The following is an 18,032-nucleotide window of genomic DNA, read 5'->3' as shown; positions in this document are numbered from 1 at the left end:
AGGAGCAGAGAGCTCGGAGCTCGGTTTTCGCCCTGCTCCGAGCTCCCTGCCCCGTGCCCCTCTCCATGAACAAATTCATCCGTAGCCTGGTCGGCTTTTCGCTGAAGAATCGCTTCTTTATTTTCTTCATGACCTTAGGGCTGATTATCGCTGGTATATTCAGCTATTTACATACCCCGCTGGAAGCTTTTCCAGACGTAACCAATACCCAGATTATTGTCGTGACGGAGTGGAATGGCCGCTCCGCAGAAGAAGTTGAACGTTTCGTGACGGTACCGATTGAGGTGGCCATGAACTCTGTTCAACGGAAAAGCAATGTCCGCTCCACAACCATGTTCGGCCTATCGGTCATGAAAATCATCTTCGACGATGGGGTCGATGATTTTTTTGCCCGCCAGCAGGTGAATAACTTATTGCGCAATGTAGCATTGCCCGACGGAGTTGAACCTGAAATCCAGCCGCCCTATGGCCCGACCGGAGAAATCTTTCGCTATACGCTCGAAAGCAAAAATCGCGATAGCCGTGAACTTCTCACACTGCAAAACTGGGTCGTTGATCGGCAGTTACGGAGCGTGCCAGGCGTCGCTGATATTGTCGCGTTTGGTGGTCGCGATAAGATCTACGAATTACGCGTTAATCCGACCCAACTGACCAAATACGACATTACTCCGCTGGAAGTATACCAGGCCGTAACCCGCAGCAACATCAATGTGGGGGGCGATGTCATCGAACATAACGCCCAGGCCTATGTGGTTCGGGGAATTGGCCTGTTGACTTCTATTCAGGATATCGAAAATATTCTGATCGAGGAAGTTGGCGGCAATCCGGTGCTGGTTAAAAACGTAGCAGAAGTTGCTGAATCGAATTTACCGCGCGTAGGACAGGTCGGTCTGGATACCAACGATGACGTTGTAGAGGGCATTATTGTGATGCGGAAGGGCGAAAATCCCAGCGAAATTCTAGGCCGGGTAAAGGCTAAAATTGAGGAGCTAAACACACAGGTACTCCCATCCGATGTGAAGATGGTGACCTTCTATGACCGCGACAACCTCATCGAGTTTTGTACACATACTGTACTCCACAACCTCACCGAAGGTATTGTTCTGGTAACAGTCATTGTGTTCCTGTTTATGGCCGACTGGCGCACCACGTTGATCGTTTCGATTATTATTCCGCTGGCGTTGTTGTTTGCGTTCATGTGTTTGAAACTACGCGGCATGTCGGCCAATCTGCTGTCGATGGGCGCGGTCGATTTTGGTATCATTATCGACGGAGCTGTAGTCATGGTTGAGGGTATTTTCGTCTCACTGGATCATCTGGCTCACCGAGTTGGCATGGAACGCTATAACAAAATGGCCAAACTCGGATTGATTCGAAAAACAGGTGGCGACTTGGGCAAAGCGGTCTTCTTCTCCAAACTGATCATTATCACGGCCTTACTGCCCATTTTCTCCTTTGAGAAAGTAGAAGGTAAGATGTTCTCGCCTCTGGCCTGGACATTGGGCTTTGCCTTACTGGGTGCCTTATTATTCACCCTCACACTCGTACCGGTACTATGCTCGATGCTCCTTCGGAAAAACGTCCGGGAGAAAAATAATCCCATCGTCAATTTTTTCAACTGGATCGTAATGGCTGGTTTTGGCTGGTGCTTTCGCCACCGCCGACTTAGTCTGGTTGCGGCAATTGGCTTTATGGTGGCAACCTTTTTCTCATCTACGATGCTGGGCACTGAGTTTCTGCCTCAGCTTAACGAAGGAGCACTGTGGGTAACCGCCGAATTACCCATGAGCATGTCGCTACCCGAAAGTGTCGATATGGCTCAAACGATTCGTAAGGATCTGAATACGTTTCCCGAAGTAAAGCAGGTGCTCTCACAAGTTGGGCGTTCCAACGATGGAACCGACCCGAATGGCTTCTATTTCTGTCAGTTTCAGGTCGATTTGAAGCCTAAAGAAGAATGGTCGAGAAAAATTTCTGTTGAGCAATTGACCGATGAAATGGACGGCAAGTTGAAGAACTACGCTGGTGTTTTATACAATTACTCACAGCCAATTATCGACAACGTGGCCGAGGCCGTAGCCGGCTACAAAGCCAGCAACGGAATCAAGATTTTCGGGCCAGACGTTTACGAACTGGAAAAATATGCCAATCAGGCTATGGATGCAGTTCGGGACGTTGAGGGCATTAAGGATCTGGGTATCATCCGAAATGTGGGACAACCGGAAATGAGCGTGCTGCTTCACGATCATAAAATGGCCCTTTACGGCGTGTCCACTTCCGACGCTCAGGCTGTCATCGAAATGGCGATTGGGGGCAAAACGGCGTCCATTCTGTACGAAGGAGAACGCAAGTTCGACATTCGGGTTCGCTTTCTGCCCCAGTATCGTAAAAGTGAAGATGATATTATGCGGTTAATGGTGCCAACGATGAGTGGCGGCAAAATTCCCCTGAAAGAAATTGCTACCATCCGAAAAATCACAGGCCCAGCGTTCATTTATCGCGATCTCAACAAACGCTTCATTGGGGTAAAATTCTCGGTACGTGGCCGTGATCTGGGCGGTACTATTGCTGAAGCGCAGCAACGGGTCCAGCAGAAACTCCAGACCGCCAAAGGGTACTCGGTAGAATGGGTTGGCGAATTTGAGAATCAGGTTCGTGCCACCGGGCGACTTGGTCAGGTCGTACCGATCAGTATTGCTGCTATTTTCGTCATTCTGTTTATCACATTCGGTAATGCCAAAGACGCTGGCCTGGTTCTGTTCAATGTGCCCTTTGCACTCATCGGCGGTATTCTGGCCCTGCATATAACGGGGATGAACTTTGGAATTTCGGCAGGTGTGGGCTTTATTGCGCTGTTCGGTATCTGTGTTCAGAATGGGGTCATCCTGATTTCAGTCTTTAATCAGAATCGTAACGATCGAATGCCCCTCGATGAAGCTATTCGGGAGGGCGTCCGATCCCGCATTCGGCCCGTAGTCATGACGGCGCTCATGGCAGCTATTGGTCTGCTACCCGCTGCCGTCTCGACCGGTATTGGTTCTGAAACCCAAAAGCCGCTGGCCATCGTCGTTATTGGGGGATTGATTACCGCAACGGTATTAACTTTACTGATCTTTCCTATCATTTATCGGCTCTTTAACCGGCACCATGTGCACCGGTTTAGCGATTTGGATTGACAATGATGTTCTAACAGTATAGTGGTATCAGACATGAGTGTCTGATACCACAAAACATAAATACCGAATACATGACCCAGCATTACCGATTGTGTTTTTTAGGATACTGCCTGGGGATATCGGGTTGTTTGGCGCAACGTACTGACTCACTGAGGAGCACTTTTTTTCGGGCTGAACTGGGCAGTTATATCACCAGCCAAACATCGGTACCGTTTTGGCTACGAACCAATCAGTATGGGATTGTTCCCCTGAAAGGTTCGATTGGTACGATTAGGTTGGGCGCTTACTCAGATTACCGATCTTTTAAGACCAATGAAAAAGCAGGCAGCCGTCGGCGATTCGATTGGGGCTATGGCACAGAAGTGGTTGCTAATGGTGGAGTCGCCAATCAACTTATTCTACCCGAAGCATACGTCAAAATACGCTATGGAACAGTAGAGTTTTATGCCGGTCGTCGGAGGGAATTATTTGGATTAGCGGATTCGACGCTCTCAACAGGCTCGTATGCCTGGTCGGGGAATGCCTTGCCTGTCCCCAAAGTACAGCTCGAAATTCGATCATTTAAACCACTTGGTTTTACCAAAAACTTTGTCGCCATTAAGGGAAGTTTCGCCCACGGTTGGCTGGGTGGGCGGTTTGTACAACACACCCTGCTGCATCAAAAGTCCTTTTATATTCGATTAGGGAAACCAGCAAGCCGTTTCAAGGCCTATGGGGGTCTAAATCATCAGGTTGTGTGGGGCGGAGAAAGTCCTGATTTACTAAAAATAGGCTTGATCACAAGCGAGCAATTACCATCGAGTTTTAAGGACTATCTGAGTCTAGTGAGTGGGCTTCGATCCTCCGATTCAGGCATCACGAATGCGGCCGCCTATACAGATTTTGACCTGACTAACCGAGTCGGCAACCACTTAGGTTCGGTTGATATTGCTCTGGAGTTGGCTACCAATTCCCTCACCTATTATCTCTACCGGCAGAATCCCTATGAAACTGGCGCATTGTTCTACGGAACGAGTCTGGCTGATGGATTGAACGGTTTACGTATCCGGTCCAGAAATCCTAAGGCAGTTATCCAGCAAGTATTGATTGAATACCTAAATACGGCCAATCAGGGGGGAGATGAGTTTATTATTAATGATCCCCAACATAGAGGCCGGGTTGATTACTTTAATCACGCCCAATTTCGCGATGGCTGGTCTTATCAGGGTTTGGGAATTGGTACCCCTTTTATTCCACCCGCTTTAGGCCCCAATAATGCGCTTCCGTACGGAACCTTTACCAGCGACAATCGGGTGCAGGTGTGGCATCTGGGTATTATGGGCAATCTTTTTCCCCGTACTCATCGCTGGTTGTCAGGCCCTGTAACCATTCAAAGTAAATTATCTTATAGTCGAAACTTAGGAACCTATACAATTCCCTACCCTCAACCAATTTATCAGTTCTCGGGCATACTGACCGTAGCTGCTCCGTTGATCTGGCTGCAAGGCTTACAGGCAACCTCATCATTTGCTTTAGATGAAGGCGGCCTTTATCCTACTGCGGCTGGGTTTTATATTGGTATTCGGAAAGAGTGGTCAACATCAACTGCAAAACGATAGAAAACGATACCGACTATTTACCAGAAAATTCCTATTTATTGTATCGCTATAGTTAACATAAATAACCATAAAGTAACTATTATTTTCACTATAAAGGCGCCATAATTCCTAAATTATTTTATTATTAGCCCTAAAATCACTACCGTTCAGTAAATTTAGTATAATACCTACATTAACCCAATTGTGTGGTTAGCGCCAAAAACTGACCTAAATCCGCCTATTTTACCAATAAATACAAATTATATGTTAAATAAATTACATTCACACACATTAAAAGTAGATACATTAAATGTTTTAACAAATTTTAGTTTAACCAATATAGTAATTCTTATACATCTATCTTAAATTTGTAACCGTAACCAGTACCTAGCCTGTATAATGTAACTATAATGAAACGAACTCTGCTAACAAGCAGCCAGCTCCAGCAGCGGCTATATGACAAACCACCAGTCGATACCTTTGAGAGTCTTTACAAACAATACGTAGACAAAGTTTATCGAAAATGCCTGAGCATGACCAAAGACGAGGACACGGCTCAGGACTATACGCAAGATATCTTTCTCAAAGTATTCGAAAAGTTCGATTCGTTTCAAAATCGTTCCAGCTTCTCTACCTGGCTCTATTCGATTGCTTACAATTACTGCGCTGATCAGCTTCGGTTAGCTAAACGATTACCAACAACGACTTGGGAGGAAGATGGCATTGGCCATGATCAATCTGACTTACCAGAAGCTCAGTTGCACGAAGATACACTTCAGGTGGTTCAGCAGGCCATGGAAACACTCTCAGCCAAAGAGCAGAACTTACTCCGATTGAAATACGAGGATGGCATGAGTATCGAGGAGATTGCTCAGTTGTACGATATCAAGCCAAGTGCGGTCAAAATGCGGCTCAAGCGGAGTCGGGAGAAAGTGCAAAGTCTCTGTGCCCAACGGGTATTGGACTGATCGATTTCGGCTGAGCCCGCATTCAGTATGCCCCATCTGATGACTATTCACAAAGTTCGACACTCTATATGAGATGTTCCCAATAATAAATCCGTCATTTATTGTTCTAATAAAGGGCGAATTACGTATAAGGGGATACGTGAAAGGGAGTTGGTTTGACTTTCTATTTGAAGATTTTCTGAGAAAATTCCGTCAAATACTTGCGCCAGTTTGCCCAGGTATGGCTACCATCCGTTTCTAAAAAATCATATTTCATACCAATGCCATCCAGTTGATTTCGGAAGTCCTGGATGCCACTTAATAAGATAGGAAAATCACTCTTCCCGACGGCTATCCAGTACAATTTATAGCCATTGCGCTTCTGAATCACCAGCTTCTCCTTCAGGTTTTGATAAGCTGGTGATTCAGAGTGATCTTCGGGTTTATTGTTCAGGGCAGGTGAAAATAGTCCCATGTAATCAAACGTGTTGGGATAGTTTTGGGAGATGTAACATGTATGATAACCACCCATAGATAAACCGGCAATGGCACGACTCTCTTTTGTGGCCTTTACCCGATAATTGCCTTCAACGAATTTCAGTATATACCCAAAGGTTTCTTCAAATTTCCCATCCATCGTTTGAGGAAGCATAAAACTTGGCTTTGTAAACCCTTCACTTCCTTCGCCGGGTGCGGCTTCCTGGGAGACATTGCCATTGGTCATGACCAGAATCATGGGTTTGGTTTTACCCTGCGCAATCAGGTTATCCAGAATTTGGGAAGCTCTACCTAAACCCATCCAGGCTTCCTCATCCCCCCCAATGCCGTGCAATAAATACAGTACAGGGAAGTTGGCTTTGCTGTTTTCATATCCTGGAGGTGTATAAATAGTAACCCGACGAACCTTATTATTTCCGGGAGAGCTATACCAGCGACGGCTAACCGTTCCATGAGGCACTTCAGTCACTTTGTAAAGATCGGCATACCCACCATCAATAATGAAGGCATTCGATACATTGGCAACATCACGGATGACATACGCATTAGCAGGATCAACGGTTTTCATACCATCCACGACATACGAATAGGAGTAAAATTCAGGCGACAAAACGTCCGTTGTGTACGTCCAAATGCCATCCTCCCCTCTTTTCATTTCGGCGGAAGGACGCGTAACGCCGACACTGTTCATCCAGCCCCCAGTAATTGTAACTGTAGATGCTTTCGGGGCATTCAGTCTGAACGTAACCGACTTATCTTTATGGATTTCAGGCGAAATAAGTTGAGGCTCTCTAGTAAGCGCCTGCTGGGCATTCATTGAACGTATCGTAAGTCCAATCAGTAAAATCAATAAAGGCAATTTTTTCATGTTTTGAAGTTAAGTACAGCTCCAGATTCACTACTTACTCTTTTGGGCAGACACAATACTGACCATCGCCAATTTCAACCGATTGCCGGTAGTCGTACTCATGCTACTTCGCTGTCGATTTTTTCAGCTTATTGAGCGTAAACGGTTCACCTGGTGCCAACACGTTGATTCGTCCCGGATTAACTACCGCTTTCGCCAGCTTTTCGGGGTCGCCGTTGAACGGATTAAAATCAGGTGCATCAACTGAGCCCCAATGGCAAAGTAGCAGCGGGGTATTAGGATAGGCATTGGCGATTTTAACTGCTCCCTCGAACGTGAAATGCCATTCGCTGTCCGAAAAATCAAAGAAAATAGCATCCGGTATAGGCATCGTCAGGTGGCCCGGTGTTAGACGGGAGTCGCCTGGTGCCCAGATATTGCCATCGGGTGTTTCGATCCAGAAGCCGCAGGCGTCTTCATTCTTGAAACGTCGCTTACTCATCCCCGGATACGCATTTTGATAGGCGTGATCTGCAGGCGTTAATTTGACTCGTATGGGGCCAAACTTGAATGTATCACCAATGTTATGTCCGGCAGATGGTAAGCCTAAGTTTTTCATTAGTGAGTCGACATAGACTGTCGAGTGGTATACGCGAGTGACGCCTTTCAGATCCTGATTGGTCGGCACGCTGAAGTGATCATTATCTGCATGCGTGACCAATACAGCATCCAGCCTGGGAACATCTTTGGGCGCAATCGGAAAATCAATCAGGACGGGCATATCAAACCCTTCTAACAACGGGTCAACCATAAACGTAGTCCCGCGGGAGTTGACAAAAAAGCCCGCAAAGCCCAGCCATCGGATTGTGGTTTGTTTTGAGGCTGCAAACGCACTGGCTCCAAAGGGCTGCGTTTTCGGCGCCTTGGCCTGGTACTTCTTAACGACCTTTTTTGTGCTGTCAGCCGCGGTTTGTGCTTGTGCACTGATCGTCAGGAAAATACCCATAACTATGAGGAATGCCCATTTTTTTGCACGTATCATCGGTGTTATATTTTTTACCTCTCCCAGGGAAGAAACGACTTCGACCACAGGCGATTTGGCTAATTGATGGGACAAAGGTCCTGCGTTTTTGTGGTCAGCCGCTTATACAGATTCCGGTTTTACTTACCAATATTACCGATTGAGGCTACCCGGTGAACACTCCTAAAATTCGGCTGTTACTTTTGAGTCAGTTGACTTACAAGCCGATGGATAAAATCAAAAAAGTAGACAGCGTTGCCCAGTTCAACACTCAGCGAGGACAGCAAACCCAGCACCCACTGGTTAGCGTGTTGGATCAGTCCAAATCAACGCCCATTCATCCCTTTCGTCACCTGTCGGAACTCTACATTGTCTTTTTGAAAGATGCCCACTGTTCTCCACTGAGCTATGGACGTAATCAATACGACTACCAGGATGAGACGCTATTATTCATTGCACCGGGCCAGGTCTTTGGATTTGATGAGAACGAAGAATCCCTGCAACCCAATGGGTGGGCACTGGCCTTTCACCCCGATCTGATTCGCGGCACCTCGCTGGGAAAGCATATTAAGGATTATAACTTTTTTGGTTATGACATCAATGAAGCGCTGCACATTTCCCATCGGGAACGACAAATTGTGCTGGAATGCTTTCAGAAAATCCAGTACGAACTAGAGTACCCTATTGATAAACATAGCCGTACGTTGATCGTCAGCACGATTGAGTTGTTTCTCAACTACTGCGTTCGGTTTTATGACCGGCAGTTTATCACCCGAGAGCATCTTCATAAAGATATCCTGGTTCGGTTTGAGGAACTATTGGATAGCTATTTTGACTCAGATCAACCCCAAACATTAGGTCTACCATCGGTTAGCTACTGTGCCGAACAACTGAATTTATCGGCTAATTATTTCGGAGAGCTGGTCAAGAAGGAAACCGGCAAATCAGCCCAGGACTACATCCAGACTAAAGTCATTGAGGTAGCCAAAGAAAAGATCTTTAATGTCAGCAAGTCACTCAGTGAGATCGCCTATGAAATGGGCTTCAAATATCCACAGCACTTTACACGACTCTTCAAGCAGCACGTGGGACAATCCCCTAGTGCATACCGGCTTTCATCGAATTAGCAACCGCAGGACGACTGCAACAGTATAGTGAGCGCACTGTTGACGTGTGGTACAGTCTCAAAAGAAAGTCCCACTCACCTGACTCTGTTTGAGCTTTATGCTTCTAAAGCGACTCATAAAGCCCAGCAATAGACGACTCATTGTCTAAAATACAGATAGATAGGCGAAGGGATGGTGAAATCAGTCATGCGTACTGAAATTCTACCGGTCGCACTCGAAGCAAAATTTCAATCTATAACTCTGAAGCTTACTAACTTATAATTCAAAAGCACTCGATGTTTATACATGGATACTAAATTAAATTTCAGTCTGTTCGTTCCCACCCGAATTGTCTTTGGCCGTGGGGAGTTAACCAATCTGCATAGCCAGCCCATGCCGGGAAAGAAAGCATTACTGCTCATTTCCAACGGCAAATCGACCCGGCAGCACGGCTATCTGGCCCGAACCGAAGCGCAGTTGAAACAGGCAGGTATTGACACGGTGCTATTTGATCAGATCGAGGCCAATCCATTCAAATCAACGGTCATGGCTGCCAGTATACTGGCTCGCCAGCACCAGTGTGATTTCATTGTAGCGCTGGGCGGGGGTAGTGTAATCGATGCGTCCAAGGCAATTGCAGTTGTATCGACTAATCCGGGCGATTTCTGGGACTATATCGCAGTTGGTACCGGTAAAAAAAAGCCCGTTGAACACAAACCTCTACCGATTGTTGCCATTCCGACCACCGCCGGAACTGGCTCCGAAGTCGACCCATGGGGTGCGATCATCAATGAAGAAACCAATGAAAAAGTAGGCTTCGGCATTGATGATACGTACCCGGTACTCGCTGTGATCGACCCGGAACTCACCATGAGCGTTCCACCCGCTTTTACGGCTTATCAGGGTTTCGATGCGATGTTTCACAGCATCGAACGCTATCTTTCCAAAACAGCCAACGCGCTGAGCGATGTGGTCACGCTGAACGCCGTAGAGACCATTGCAGGCCACATTGCCCAGGCCGTTAATCATGGCAATGACCTCAACGCCAGAGAACAAATTGCGCTGGGTAATTTGATGTCGGGGATCATCATGAAACTCAGCAGCGGGATCTCCCAGCACTCGCTCGAAAATGCGATGACGGCTTTTTATCCCGATCTACCGCACGGTGCAGGGCTGCTTATTCTCTGCGAAGCCTATTTCACAGATATGATCGACAAGCACGTCTGTGATGAGCGGTTCGTACAACTCGCCCGCGTCATGGGTATACCCGATGCGACCGAGCCGACAGAATTTATAACGGCCCTAACCCATCTGATGGCCGAATGTGGAGTAGCTCAATTGAACATGGCCGATTACGGTATTTCTCCGGATGAGTTTGGCAAGTTTACGGTGAATGCAAGAGCTACTATGGGTGGCTTGTTTTTGGCCGACCGAGTGCCCCTGAGTGATGAAGACTGTGTGGCGATCTATACGACCGCTTATTATAAGATGTCTACCATAAACCAAGCTTAATCCATGAAACGCTTGCTATTAATGGGCATAATGCTAACTCTCCCGATAGCTTCCCTGCTGGGTCAGGTATCCAGCAAGCCCGCCAATCAAAAAAGTCCAGATATGAACCGCGTCGAACGTACCGAGAAAAAATACCAGGAATTATTCAATCAACAGATTATGGCCAGCAAAACCGATCCTGAATTGCTGACCATTCTGCAACGATTCATCTTTGGCGAAGTGTTCTATATCGGTAATTTAACCGATAAAACACGAGAATTGATTACCCTAACGGCCCTGGCCACCAATCAAACGATTCCGCAATTAACTCCGCATACCAATGCCGCATTGAATGTTGGGGTAACACCTATTGAAATTCGGGAAGTGATTTATCAGCTAGCCCCCTTCATTGGCTACCCAAAGGTATTGAATGCAATGGAAGCCATTAATAAAGTGTTCGAAAGCCGAGGTATCAAATTGCCATTGGCCAATCAGGGGACTGTACGCGAAGGAGAGCGGTTTGACAAAGGCAAAGAAAAGCAAGCTCCCCTTTACGGCGACGGCATGAAACAAAACATGAAAACATTGCCGGGTGAGTTCGCCGATGCAGTGCCAAGAATCCTGACAGAATCCTGTTTTGGTGATTTCTATACGCGGGCCGGTTTAGATCTCAAAACTAGAGAACTCATGATCTTGTGTGCCCTGGCCACCCTAGGTGGTACTGAACGGCAAATGGTATCCCACGCATCGGGTAATCTAAAAGTCGGCAACGATAAAGAAACAATGCTGTCAGCGATGGTGCAGCTCTACCCCCTACATTGGCTTCCCACGTATTTCTAACGCCATCAGCGTGATCCGGGAAGCAAAGCCCGAAGAGCCAACGGCCACAACAGACAAACGCTAAAACGTAAACAAATTCAAAAACGAACGCCTGGAAACAATTAGCTAACCGTATCAGCCTTAGGGCTTGTAAGCCACTAAGTGTATCATTATCAATTTAACGTAAAATGGAAAAGCAAGCTCAAAACAAGGACATACCTGAAGGTTATCAACTGGGTGCCGTACAGTATTTTTCGGGGAATGTATACGTGAAGTCGTTAGTCGTCCCAGACGATATAACCAATTGCAGCGTTGCCGACGTGCTGTTCGAGCCGGGTGTTATAAACAACTGGCACATACACCCTGCTAACCAGATATTAATGGTAAAGGAGGGCGTATGCTACTATCAGGAAGAAGGGCAGCCGTTACAAAAATTTCAAGTAGGCGAAGTCGTAAATATTCTACCAGGTATTAAACACTGGCATGGCGCATCTCCCGATGGCAGAATGATCCATACGGCGATCAACATCAATACAGAGAAAGGAATAGTGACCTGGCTAGAACCAGTAGCAAGCCCGAAATAATTTATCTACTCAACAATCATCCTGGTGGATTTTTATCTCGATGAATGCACAAACAAATACGCCAGCCTATTTCCGCAGTTCCAATACCAAAGCTGTTTTGGCGGGTAGTTTGATATCGTTCAAATCAGCCAATGCCTGATCAGTCAGTACATTTTTTGCCGATGAGAACCCCTTCAATCGCTCAGCAAAGCGAGCAGTATTGAGCGTAATCTCTTTTTCATTGGTGTTAGTGGCTACCATCACCGTTTTGTTATTATCGTACCGGAAGTACACATAAGTGCCTTCCTGTGGCAGAAACTGCATCAGTTTTCCGGCGTGCATTACGGGATTATCGCGCCGATAAGTGGCCAATTTACGAACAAACTGATAGGCCTCATTTTCACGATCTGTACGCCCGGCGGTTTCGAATTTATTGTCTTTATCGCCGGGGAAACCACCGGGAAAATCACGTCGAACTTCGGCATCCGAAGGATCTTTAAAGTTCTTCATCAGAATCTCGGTGCCGTAGTACATAGACGGAATTCCCCGCGTGGTCAGCAGCCAAGTCAGGCCAATTTTATATTTTTCGAAATCCTCGCCAATAACCGACAGATAGCGATCGGTGTCGTGGTTATCCAGGAAAGTTACTAGTTTAGTAGGGTCTTGATAAACGGCATCCTGAGCCAAGGCCTGATAGAATCGATTTACGCCATCATCCCAACTGAATTTTTGCTTCAGCGCATCGGTCATAGCCGCATATACCACAAAATCCAATCCACCGGGCTGATTCGATTTAAAGGGGAAATCGATCTTGTTTCGGGTATAATACGCCTGATCCACTACGTTGTTGACCCACGATTCGCCGAAGATGTGAATCTTGGGGTATTCGGTCAACAGCGCCTGATTACAACGGTTCATGAAAGGTTGATCGTTATACATGTACGTATCGATACGCCAGGCATCGACGCCAAAATTTTCGACCGACCAGATGGCGTGTTGAATCAGGAAATTGGCCACAAACGGGTTACTTTGATTAAGATCCGGCAGGAATGGAACGAACCACCCATCGAGCGTCACTTTTCGATCACTTTCGGCTCCATGCGGATCGGTGATGGGTTGGTATTTATACGATGTATTGGTGTACGTTGGCCACTGGTGAAGCCAGTCTTTGCTGGGCATATCTTTAATAAACCAGTGATTGATACCGCAGTGATTATACACCGCATCCTGCACCACCTTCATGCCTGCTGCATGCGCCTGCTTTACAAACGATTTATAGGCTTCATTCCCGCCAAAGCGCCGGTCAACAGCGTAGTGATCAGTGAATCCATAGCCGTGATAAGCCGAACGCATGGCGCCACCCTCATTCGTAAGAGGTTGATTATTTTCGAGCACAGGCGTAAACCAGATGGCCGTAACGCCCAAATCTTTCAGGTAATTAATTCGCTGGGCGGCTCCGGCCAAATCGCCCCCATGCCGGTAGAAGGGGTTGGCACGATCAGCATTGGGGTCGGCCATATCCGCAAATTTATCGTTGCTCTGATCGCCGTTGGCAAAACGGTCAGGCATGGCTAAATAAATAAAGTCAGCAGCCGTAACTCCCTGCCCTTTAGGGCTGGCGTCACGAGCTTTCAACGCAAAGGGTTGGGTGAGGGTCTGATTCCCTCGTTTACCCACAATATTAAGTGTACCCGGTTTTGCCGTTGGCGCAATGACAAGATCCAGAAAGGCATAGTTCGGGTTTTCGACAGTGTGTGCTTTTACTAGTTTCACTCCCGGATAATTGAGCGAGTAAGCTAACGTTCCGGCATTGGGGCCATAGACTAATAGTTGCAGATTTGGGTTTTTCAAACCCACCCACCAGTTGGTAGGATTAACGCGCTGAATCAGGGCATTTTGAGCAAAAGCAGTGCTAAAAACCGAAAGCAGAGCGATTAAGAGCGTAAAAGTGAGTCTTTTCATAGGTAGCAATTAACAGAACTAAGAATAATGCAACAAGAACGTAAAAATAACCCAAGATTTTCGTTGAAAAAGGCCATAGTTTTGCGGATACGAACCTGACTTGTTTCCGAAACCTGAATTAAGCCGACCTATGTATACTGCGTCTGTTGTCCCGGTGATGGACAAACTGATTATTTACCAGATTTTTACACGCCTGTTTGGCAATCAGAACACCACAAACCAGACAAACGGAAGCCGTGACGAAAATGGTGTCGGAAAATTTAACGATATCAACGATGCAGCCCTAAAATCCATCCGGCAGTTTGGGGCATCGCATATCTGGTTTACAGGTATTATTGAGCACGCGACCCAAACCAACTACTCGGCCGATGGAATTCAACCCGATGACCCAGCCGTTGTGAAAGGGCAGGCTGGGTCGCCTTATGCCGTTAAAGATTATTATGATGTTGACCCCGATCTGGCCGTTAATGTACCCGATCGTATGGACGAGTTCGATGCGCTTGTGCAACGAACGCATGCCAATGGACTGAAGGTTATCATCGACTTTGTACCGAACCATGTTGCCCGGCAATACCAATCTGATGTAAAACCAGCGGACGTTGTAGATCTTGGCCAGGACGACGATACAAGTGTGGCATTTTCCAACAAGAATAATTTTTATTATCTGCCGGGGCAAACGTTTGTCGGGCCACAAGACTACTTATATCATCAGCAGAATAATACCAACAAGCTACATGAGTTTCCAGCCAAAGTGACTGGTAGCGGATCGATTACGGCTACTCCTGATATCAATGACTGGTACGAAACGGTAAAGCTCAATTACGGCTTCAATATTTTTGACGGAAGTACCCAATTCGATCCTATTCCGGCAACCTGGCATCAGATGCTTGATATTCTGTTGTTCTGGTCCGACAAAGGTGTTGATGGGTTTCGCTGTGATATGGCCCACCTGGTACCCGTTGAGTTCTGGCAATGGGCGATCAGTCGGGTTAAGCAGCGCTATCCTCGCCTAATTTTCATCGCTGAAATTTACGATCCAGGCTTATATCGTTCCTTTATTTTCGGAGGTGGATTCGATTATCTGTACGATAAAGTGGGTTTATACGATGCTATTCGGCGGCTTATGGAAAATCATGGCTCCTGTTATGATCTTACTCGTGTATGGCAACAGGAATCCGGCGATTTTGCCCAACACATGCTTCGTTTCTTAGAAACCCACGACGAACAGCGAATTGCCTCCCGCTTCTTCACCAACGACCCCTGGGCGGCCATTCCGGGCATGACACTCCTCGCCACCATGCATACGGGTCCTATGTTGCTCTACTTCGGGCAGGAGATTGGTGTACGGGCCGAGGGAGTGGAAGGCTTTAGTGGCGACGACGGTCGTACAACCATCTTCGATTATTGGGGGCTGGCCGACTGGCAGGGCTATGTCAATCAGGGACGTTACGACGGAGGTGGCTTAACCGAAAGCCAGCGCCAGTTGCGGTTGTTTTATCAACAACTAAATTACCTTGTTAGTGGCTCTGACGCGATTCAGAACGGGTATTTCTACGATTTACAGTATGCCAACGACAATGGCCAAAGTGCGAGTTATGACGCCCATCAGGTCTACAGCTATCTTCGCTATACCGAACGTCAAAAATTACTAATTGTCTGTAATTTCTCGAATTATAACACCTATGAAACAACCGTTATAATACCGAATCCTGCCTTTGGAGCGATGGGACTGGACCCAGCGGGTACGTATCAGTTCAGCGATATTTTTATTAGTGGCATTCAGATTGAAACAGTTGGTTTAGCAGGTGTACCCATTCTTTTACCTCCACGAGCAGTATACGTGCTGGAAATTAAATCGTAGATTCATGGTACCTTTTGTCCGTTTCTTCAGTCAATAGATTATAGCCGAAACTGTAATACCCACCTATGCAAAAATTGTTTACAGCTTTTCTCCTCTTGCTGACATCGTTGGCCGGCCAGGCTCAGGAGGTTGTTTTATCAACTAATCTGCATTCATTGACTGTTGTGGGTGGTAAAACAATTCCCGAAACGACCATTAACATCGGAAAGCAGTTTCTGGGCACCCCTTACATTCCTCACACGCTGGATATAAATCCTACCGAACAATTGGTTGTCAATGTGCTTGAGTTTGATTGTACGACGTATTTAGAAACAGTTCTGGCACTTTCGTTAGCCTGGCAGGAGGTATCTGACAAGCAGAACCAACTTCTTTTTGAACAAACATTTCGAAAATACCTAACCAAACTCCGCTACCGCGATGGGCGTATCGACGGTTATGCCAGTCGACTACATTATTTCTCAGACTGGCTTCGCGACAACGAGCGTAAAGGACTTGTTTCCGACGTAACTCATGAATTACCAGGAAGCGTGACAGTGGCGAAGTCAGTTTCGTATATGACTAGCTCGACCTACAAATATCCACATCTAAATGACCCTACCGTTTTCAAGCAGGTAGCTCAAACCGAAGCTGCACTCAGTCAGAAGTCCTTTTCATTCATTCCGAAGAAAAACATCCGGCTTGCCGAAGCGCAACTTCGCGAAGGTGACATTATTATGCTGACAGCCGCCCGGCCTGGTTTAGATATGAAGCATGTAGGACTGGCCGTTCGCCAACCTGATGGACGAATGCACCTCCTCCATGCATCTTCTGATCAGGGTGTCGTGGTGATTACGCCCTATCCCATTAGCGACTATGTACTGTGGCACAATCGTCTTTCTGGCGTCAGAGTAGCCCGATTGCGGCCGATTGGTACGCCGGTAACGGCCGCTGCGAGTGGTCAGTAAGCTGAGAACTGATTTCTTAGTAGGCTAGATTCCTAAGGAGAATAACTGCTTTAAATAGGCTGACTACCATAAGGCCCCATAGTAGACCGTTAAGGAACATAACCGCCACCATGCCCGGAAGAGAAAAGACTCCGATTTTCTCATTATCGACGGGAAATTCCATCAGAAATTGTACGAACTTTTGCCAGGGTTTGGCAGGCCCCCAGTAAATCAGGAACGGGAAAGTAGCGACAAGAATCAGGGTATAAAGTAGGCCAAAGCCAGCTATCTGAAGAAAGAATCGAACCATTATGCTTTGGATTTACAAGCTGAATTGGTTCTTAAAAGTAAGATAGGGCACCAGGCATTTGCCAGCCTAAACGAATAACTGGTATCAAGTAAGGCATAACACGTTGTATACCTCAATCTTTTGGTTGCCTCTATTACCGGTCCACTGGCAAATACTCATAAAATGTATGGCTAACGATCATGTGTACGACTACCATTTACACGAACGCCAATTCATGTAAATGGTAGTCGTACGCTATTGAGTCGATTAACTCTGGGGCGACACCGTTAACCGGCAGCCCGTGTAACAATGATATAATCCTGAAAAAAGGCAGCCCCAGATTTCCCCTGAATCCGAATCGTATTGTTACCCGGAGTGAGCGAAATTGTTGCATTATAGGTCCGCATTCCTCCATCAGTGCCTTCTATGGGGAAATCAACTGGAGTCCCTCCGTTAATAATAAGGCTGGCAATACCTGCTGCTTGTGTATTTGTCTGATAACGTAGTGCCAGACTATAATTAGACGCGGTTGCCGGCGCCCCTGTTACTGTGTAGGTTAAATAGTCGGTGTTTTTACTATAGGGTCCACGCACATTGCTATCACCCGACGATCCCGATGCGGTTCCCGTTCCTGCGGCATCCTCAGCCTGTATTTTCTGCGAAAAAGGGGAATTGTTTATGGCTCCGGGCTTTATCAGGGGAGGTATTGTTCCCGCCGGAATTACGGCTCCATTATCAACCGTCAACGTAAAACTTCCAGAACTGGCGGCAGCCTCGAAAGCTGCCTGCCCCGCACTGTTCAAAGGGTAATCGGCTGTATTTCGGCTCGTGGTTGCCAGGTAAAGTACTTGGCCGTCTGTAGTGCGACGAATTCTAATTAGTTGTGTACCTAGTGCCATAATAGATATGATTAAGTAACCAACAGAATTGGTTAGTCAGAATAAAGTATTGT

Annotated in this window: 14 protein-coding genes; 9 read left to right on the top strand and 5 right to left on the bottom strand. The window is 46.8% G+C overall.

From position 1 onward, the window contains the following. Positions 1–65 precede the first annotated feature (65 nt). The 3 genes from GO755_RS22555 to GO755_RS22545 all read left to right on the top strand — a co-directional run bounded on the left by GO755_RS22555 (position 66) and on the right by GO755_RS22545 (position 5,721). A complete protein-coding gene (locus GO755_RS22555) occupies positions 66–3,176 on the top strand; it encodes an efflux RND transporter permease subunit (protein ID WP_157587543.1) in 3,111 nt (1,036 codons plus the stop codon). A 71-nt stretch (positions 3,177–3,247) separates the two neighbouring features. After that, positions 3,248–4,774 (top strand): capsule assembly Wzi family protein, encoded by a 1,527-nt coding sequence (locus tag GO755_RS22550; RefSeq protein WP_157587542.1) that lies wholly within the window; start codon positions 3,248–3,250, stop codon positions 4,772–4,774. A gap of 389 nt (positions 4,775–5,163) precedes the next feature. Next, entirely contained in the window at positions 5,164–5,721 is a 558-nt protein-coding gene (locus tag GO755_RS22545; protein WP_157587541.1) for an RNA polymerase sigma factor, read from the top strand. Positions 5,722–5,884: 163 nt separating this feature from the next. Here the strand turns inward: GO755_RS22545 and GO755_RS22540 are convergent, their stop codons facing one another. Next, positions 5,885–7,066 (bottom strand): esterase, encoded by a 1,182-nt coding sequence (locus tag GO755_RS22540; protein ID WP_157587540.1) that lies wholly within the window; start codon positions 7,064–7,066, stop codon positions 5,885–5,887. A 103-nt stretch (positions 7,067–7,169) separates the two neighbouring features. Next, entirely contained in the window at positions 7,170–8,087 is a 918-nt protein-coding gene (locus GO755_RS22535) for an MBL fold metallo-hydrolase (protein WP_157587539.1), read from the bottom strand. Positions 8,088–8,293: 206 nt separating this feature from the next. Here GO755_RS22535 and GO755_RS22530 point away from each other — a divergent pair, with 206 nt between their 5' ends. From GO755_RS22530 to GO755_RS22515, 4 genes are all read left to right on the top strand, one after another. Beyond that, positions 8,294–9,193: a helix-turn-helix domain-containing protein gene (locus tag GO755_RS22530; protein ID WP_157587538.1), complete on the top strand. Its 900-nt coding sequence runs from the start codon at positions 8,294–8,296 to the stop codon at positions 9,191–9,193. Positions 9,194–9,478: 285 nt separating this feature from the next. Continuing rightward, on the top strand, positions 9,479–10,684 hold the full coding sequence (locus GO755_RS22525; RefSeq protein ID WP_198174898.1) for an iron-containing alcohol dehydrogenase: 1,206 nt from the start codon (positions 9,479–9,481) through the stop codon (positions 10,682–10,684). A 3-nt stretch (positions 10,685–10,687) separates the two neighbouring features. After that, positions 10,688–11,503, top strand: a complete 816-nt coding sequence (locus GO755_RS22520; RefSeq protein WP_198174897.1) for a carboxymuconolactone decarboxylase family protein — start codon at positions 10,688–10,690, stop codon at positions 11,501–11,503. A 167-nt stretch (positions 11,504–11,670) separates the two neighbouring features. After that, positions 11,671–12,066 (top strand): cupin domain-containing protein, encoded by a 396-nt coding sequence (locus GO755_RS22515; protein WP_157587537.1) that lies wholly within the window; start codon positions 11,671–11,673, stop codon positions 12,064–12,066. 66 nt (positions 12,067–12,132) lie between these two features. On the opposite strand, the gene GO755_RS22510 is transcribed toward GO755_RS22515, so the two are convergent. Further along, positions 12,133–14,007: a glycoside hydrolase family 13 protein gene (locus tag GO755_RS22510; RefSeq protein ID WP_157587536.1), complete on the bottom strand. Its 1,875-nt coding sequence runs from the start codon at positions 14,005–14,007 to the stop codon at positions 12,133–12,135. A gap of 130 nt (positions 14,008–14,137) precedes the next feature. Between GO755_RS22510 and GO755_RS22505 the strand changes: the two genes are divergently transcribed. Together GO755_RS22505 and GO755_RS22500 are read left to right on the top strand one after the other, a co-directional pair. After that, a complete protein-coding gene (locus tag GO755_RS22505; RefSeq protein WP_157587535.1) occupies positions 14,138–15,868 on the top strand; it encodes an alpha-amylase family glycosyl hydrolase in 1,731 nt (576 codons plus the stop codon). 65 nt (positions 15,869–15,933) lie between these two features. Then, positions 15,934–16,812 carry an N-acetylmuramoyl-L-alanine amidase-like domain-containing protein gene (locus GO755_RS22500; RefSeq protein ID WP_157587534.1) on the top strand — a complete coding sequence of 293 codons (879 nt, stop codon included), beginning with the start codon at positions 15,934–15,936 and terminating at the stop codon, positions 16,810–16,812. Positions 16,813–16,828: 16 nt separating this feature from the next. Here the strand turns inward: GO755_RS22500 and GO755_RS22495 are convergent, their stop codons facing one another. Both GO755_RS22495 and GO755_RS22490 read right to left on the bottom strand, forming a co-directional pair. Then, on the bottom strand, positions 16,829–17,101 hold the full coding sequence (locus tag GO755_RS22495) for a hypothetical protein (RefSeq protein WP_157587533.1): 273 nt from the start codon (positions 17,099–17,101) through the stop codon (positions 16,829–16,831). Between the two features lie 266 nt (positions 17,102–17,367). After that, on the bottom strand, positions 17,368–17,979 hold the full coding sequence (locus GO755_RS22490; protein WP_157587532.1) for a carbohydrate-binding protein: 612 nt from the start codon (positions 17,977–17,979) through the stop codon (positions 17,368–17,370). Positions 17,980–18,032 lie beyond the last annotated feature (53 nt).

Source organism: Spirosoma arboris (assembly GCF_009754945.1).
In the GTDB taxonomy this organism is placed as follows: Bacteria; Bacteroidota; Bacteroidia; order Cytophagales; family Spirosomataceae; genus Spirosoma; species Spirosoma arboris.
Note: the sequence above shows the minus strand (reverse complement) of the source record. Positions and strands in the feature narration are given on the sequence as shown.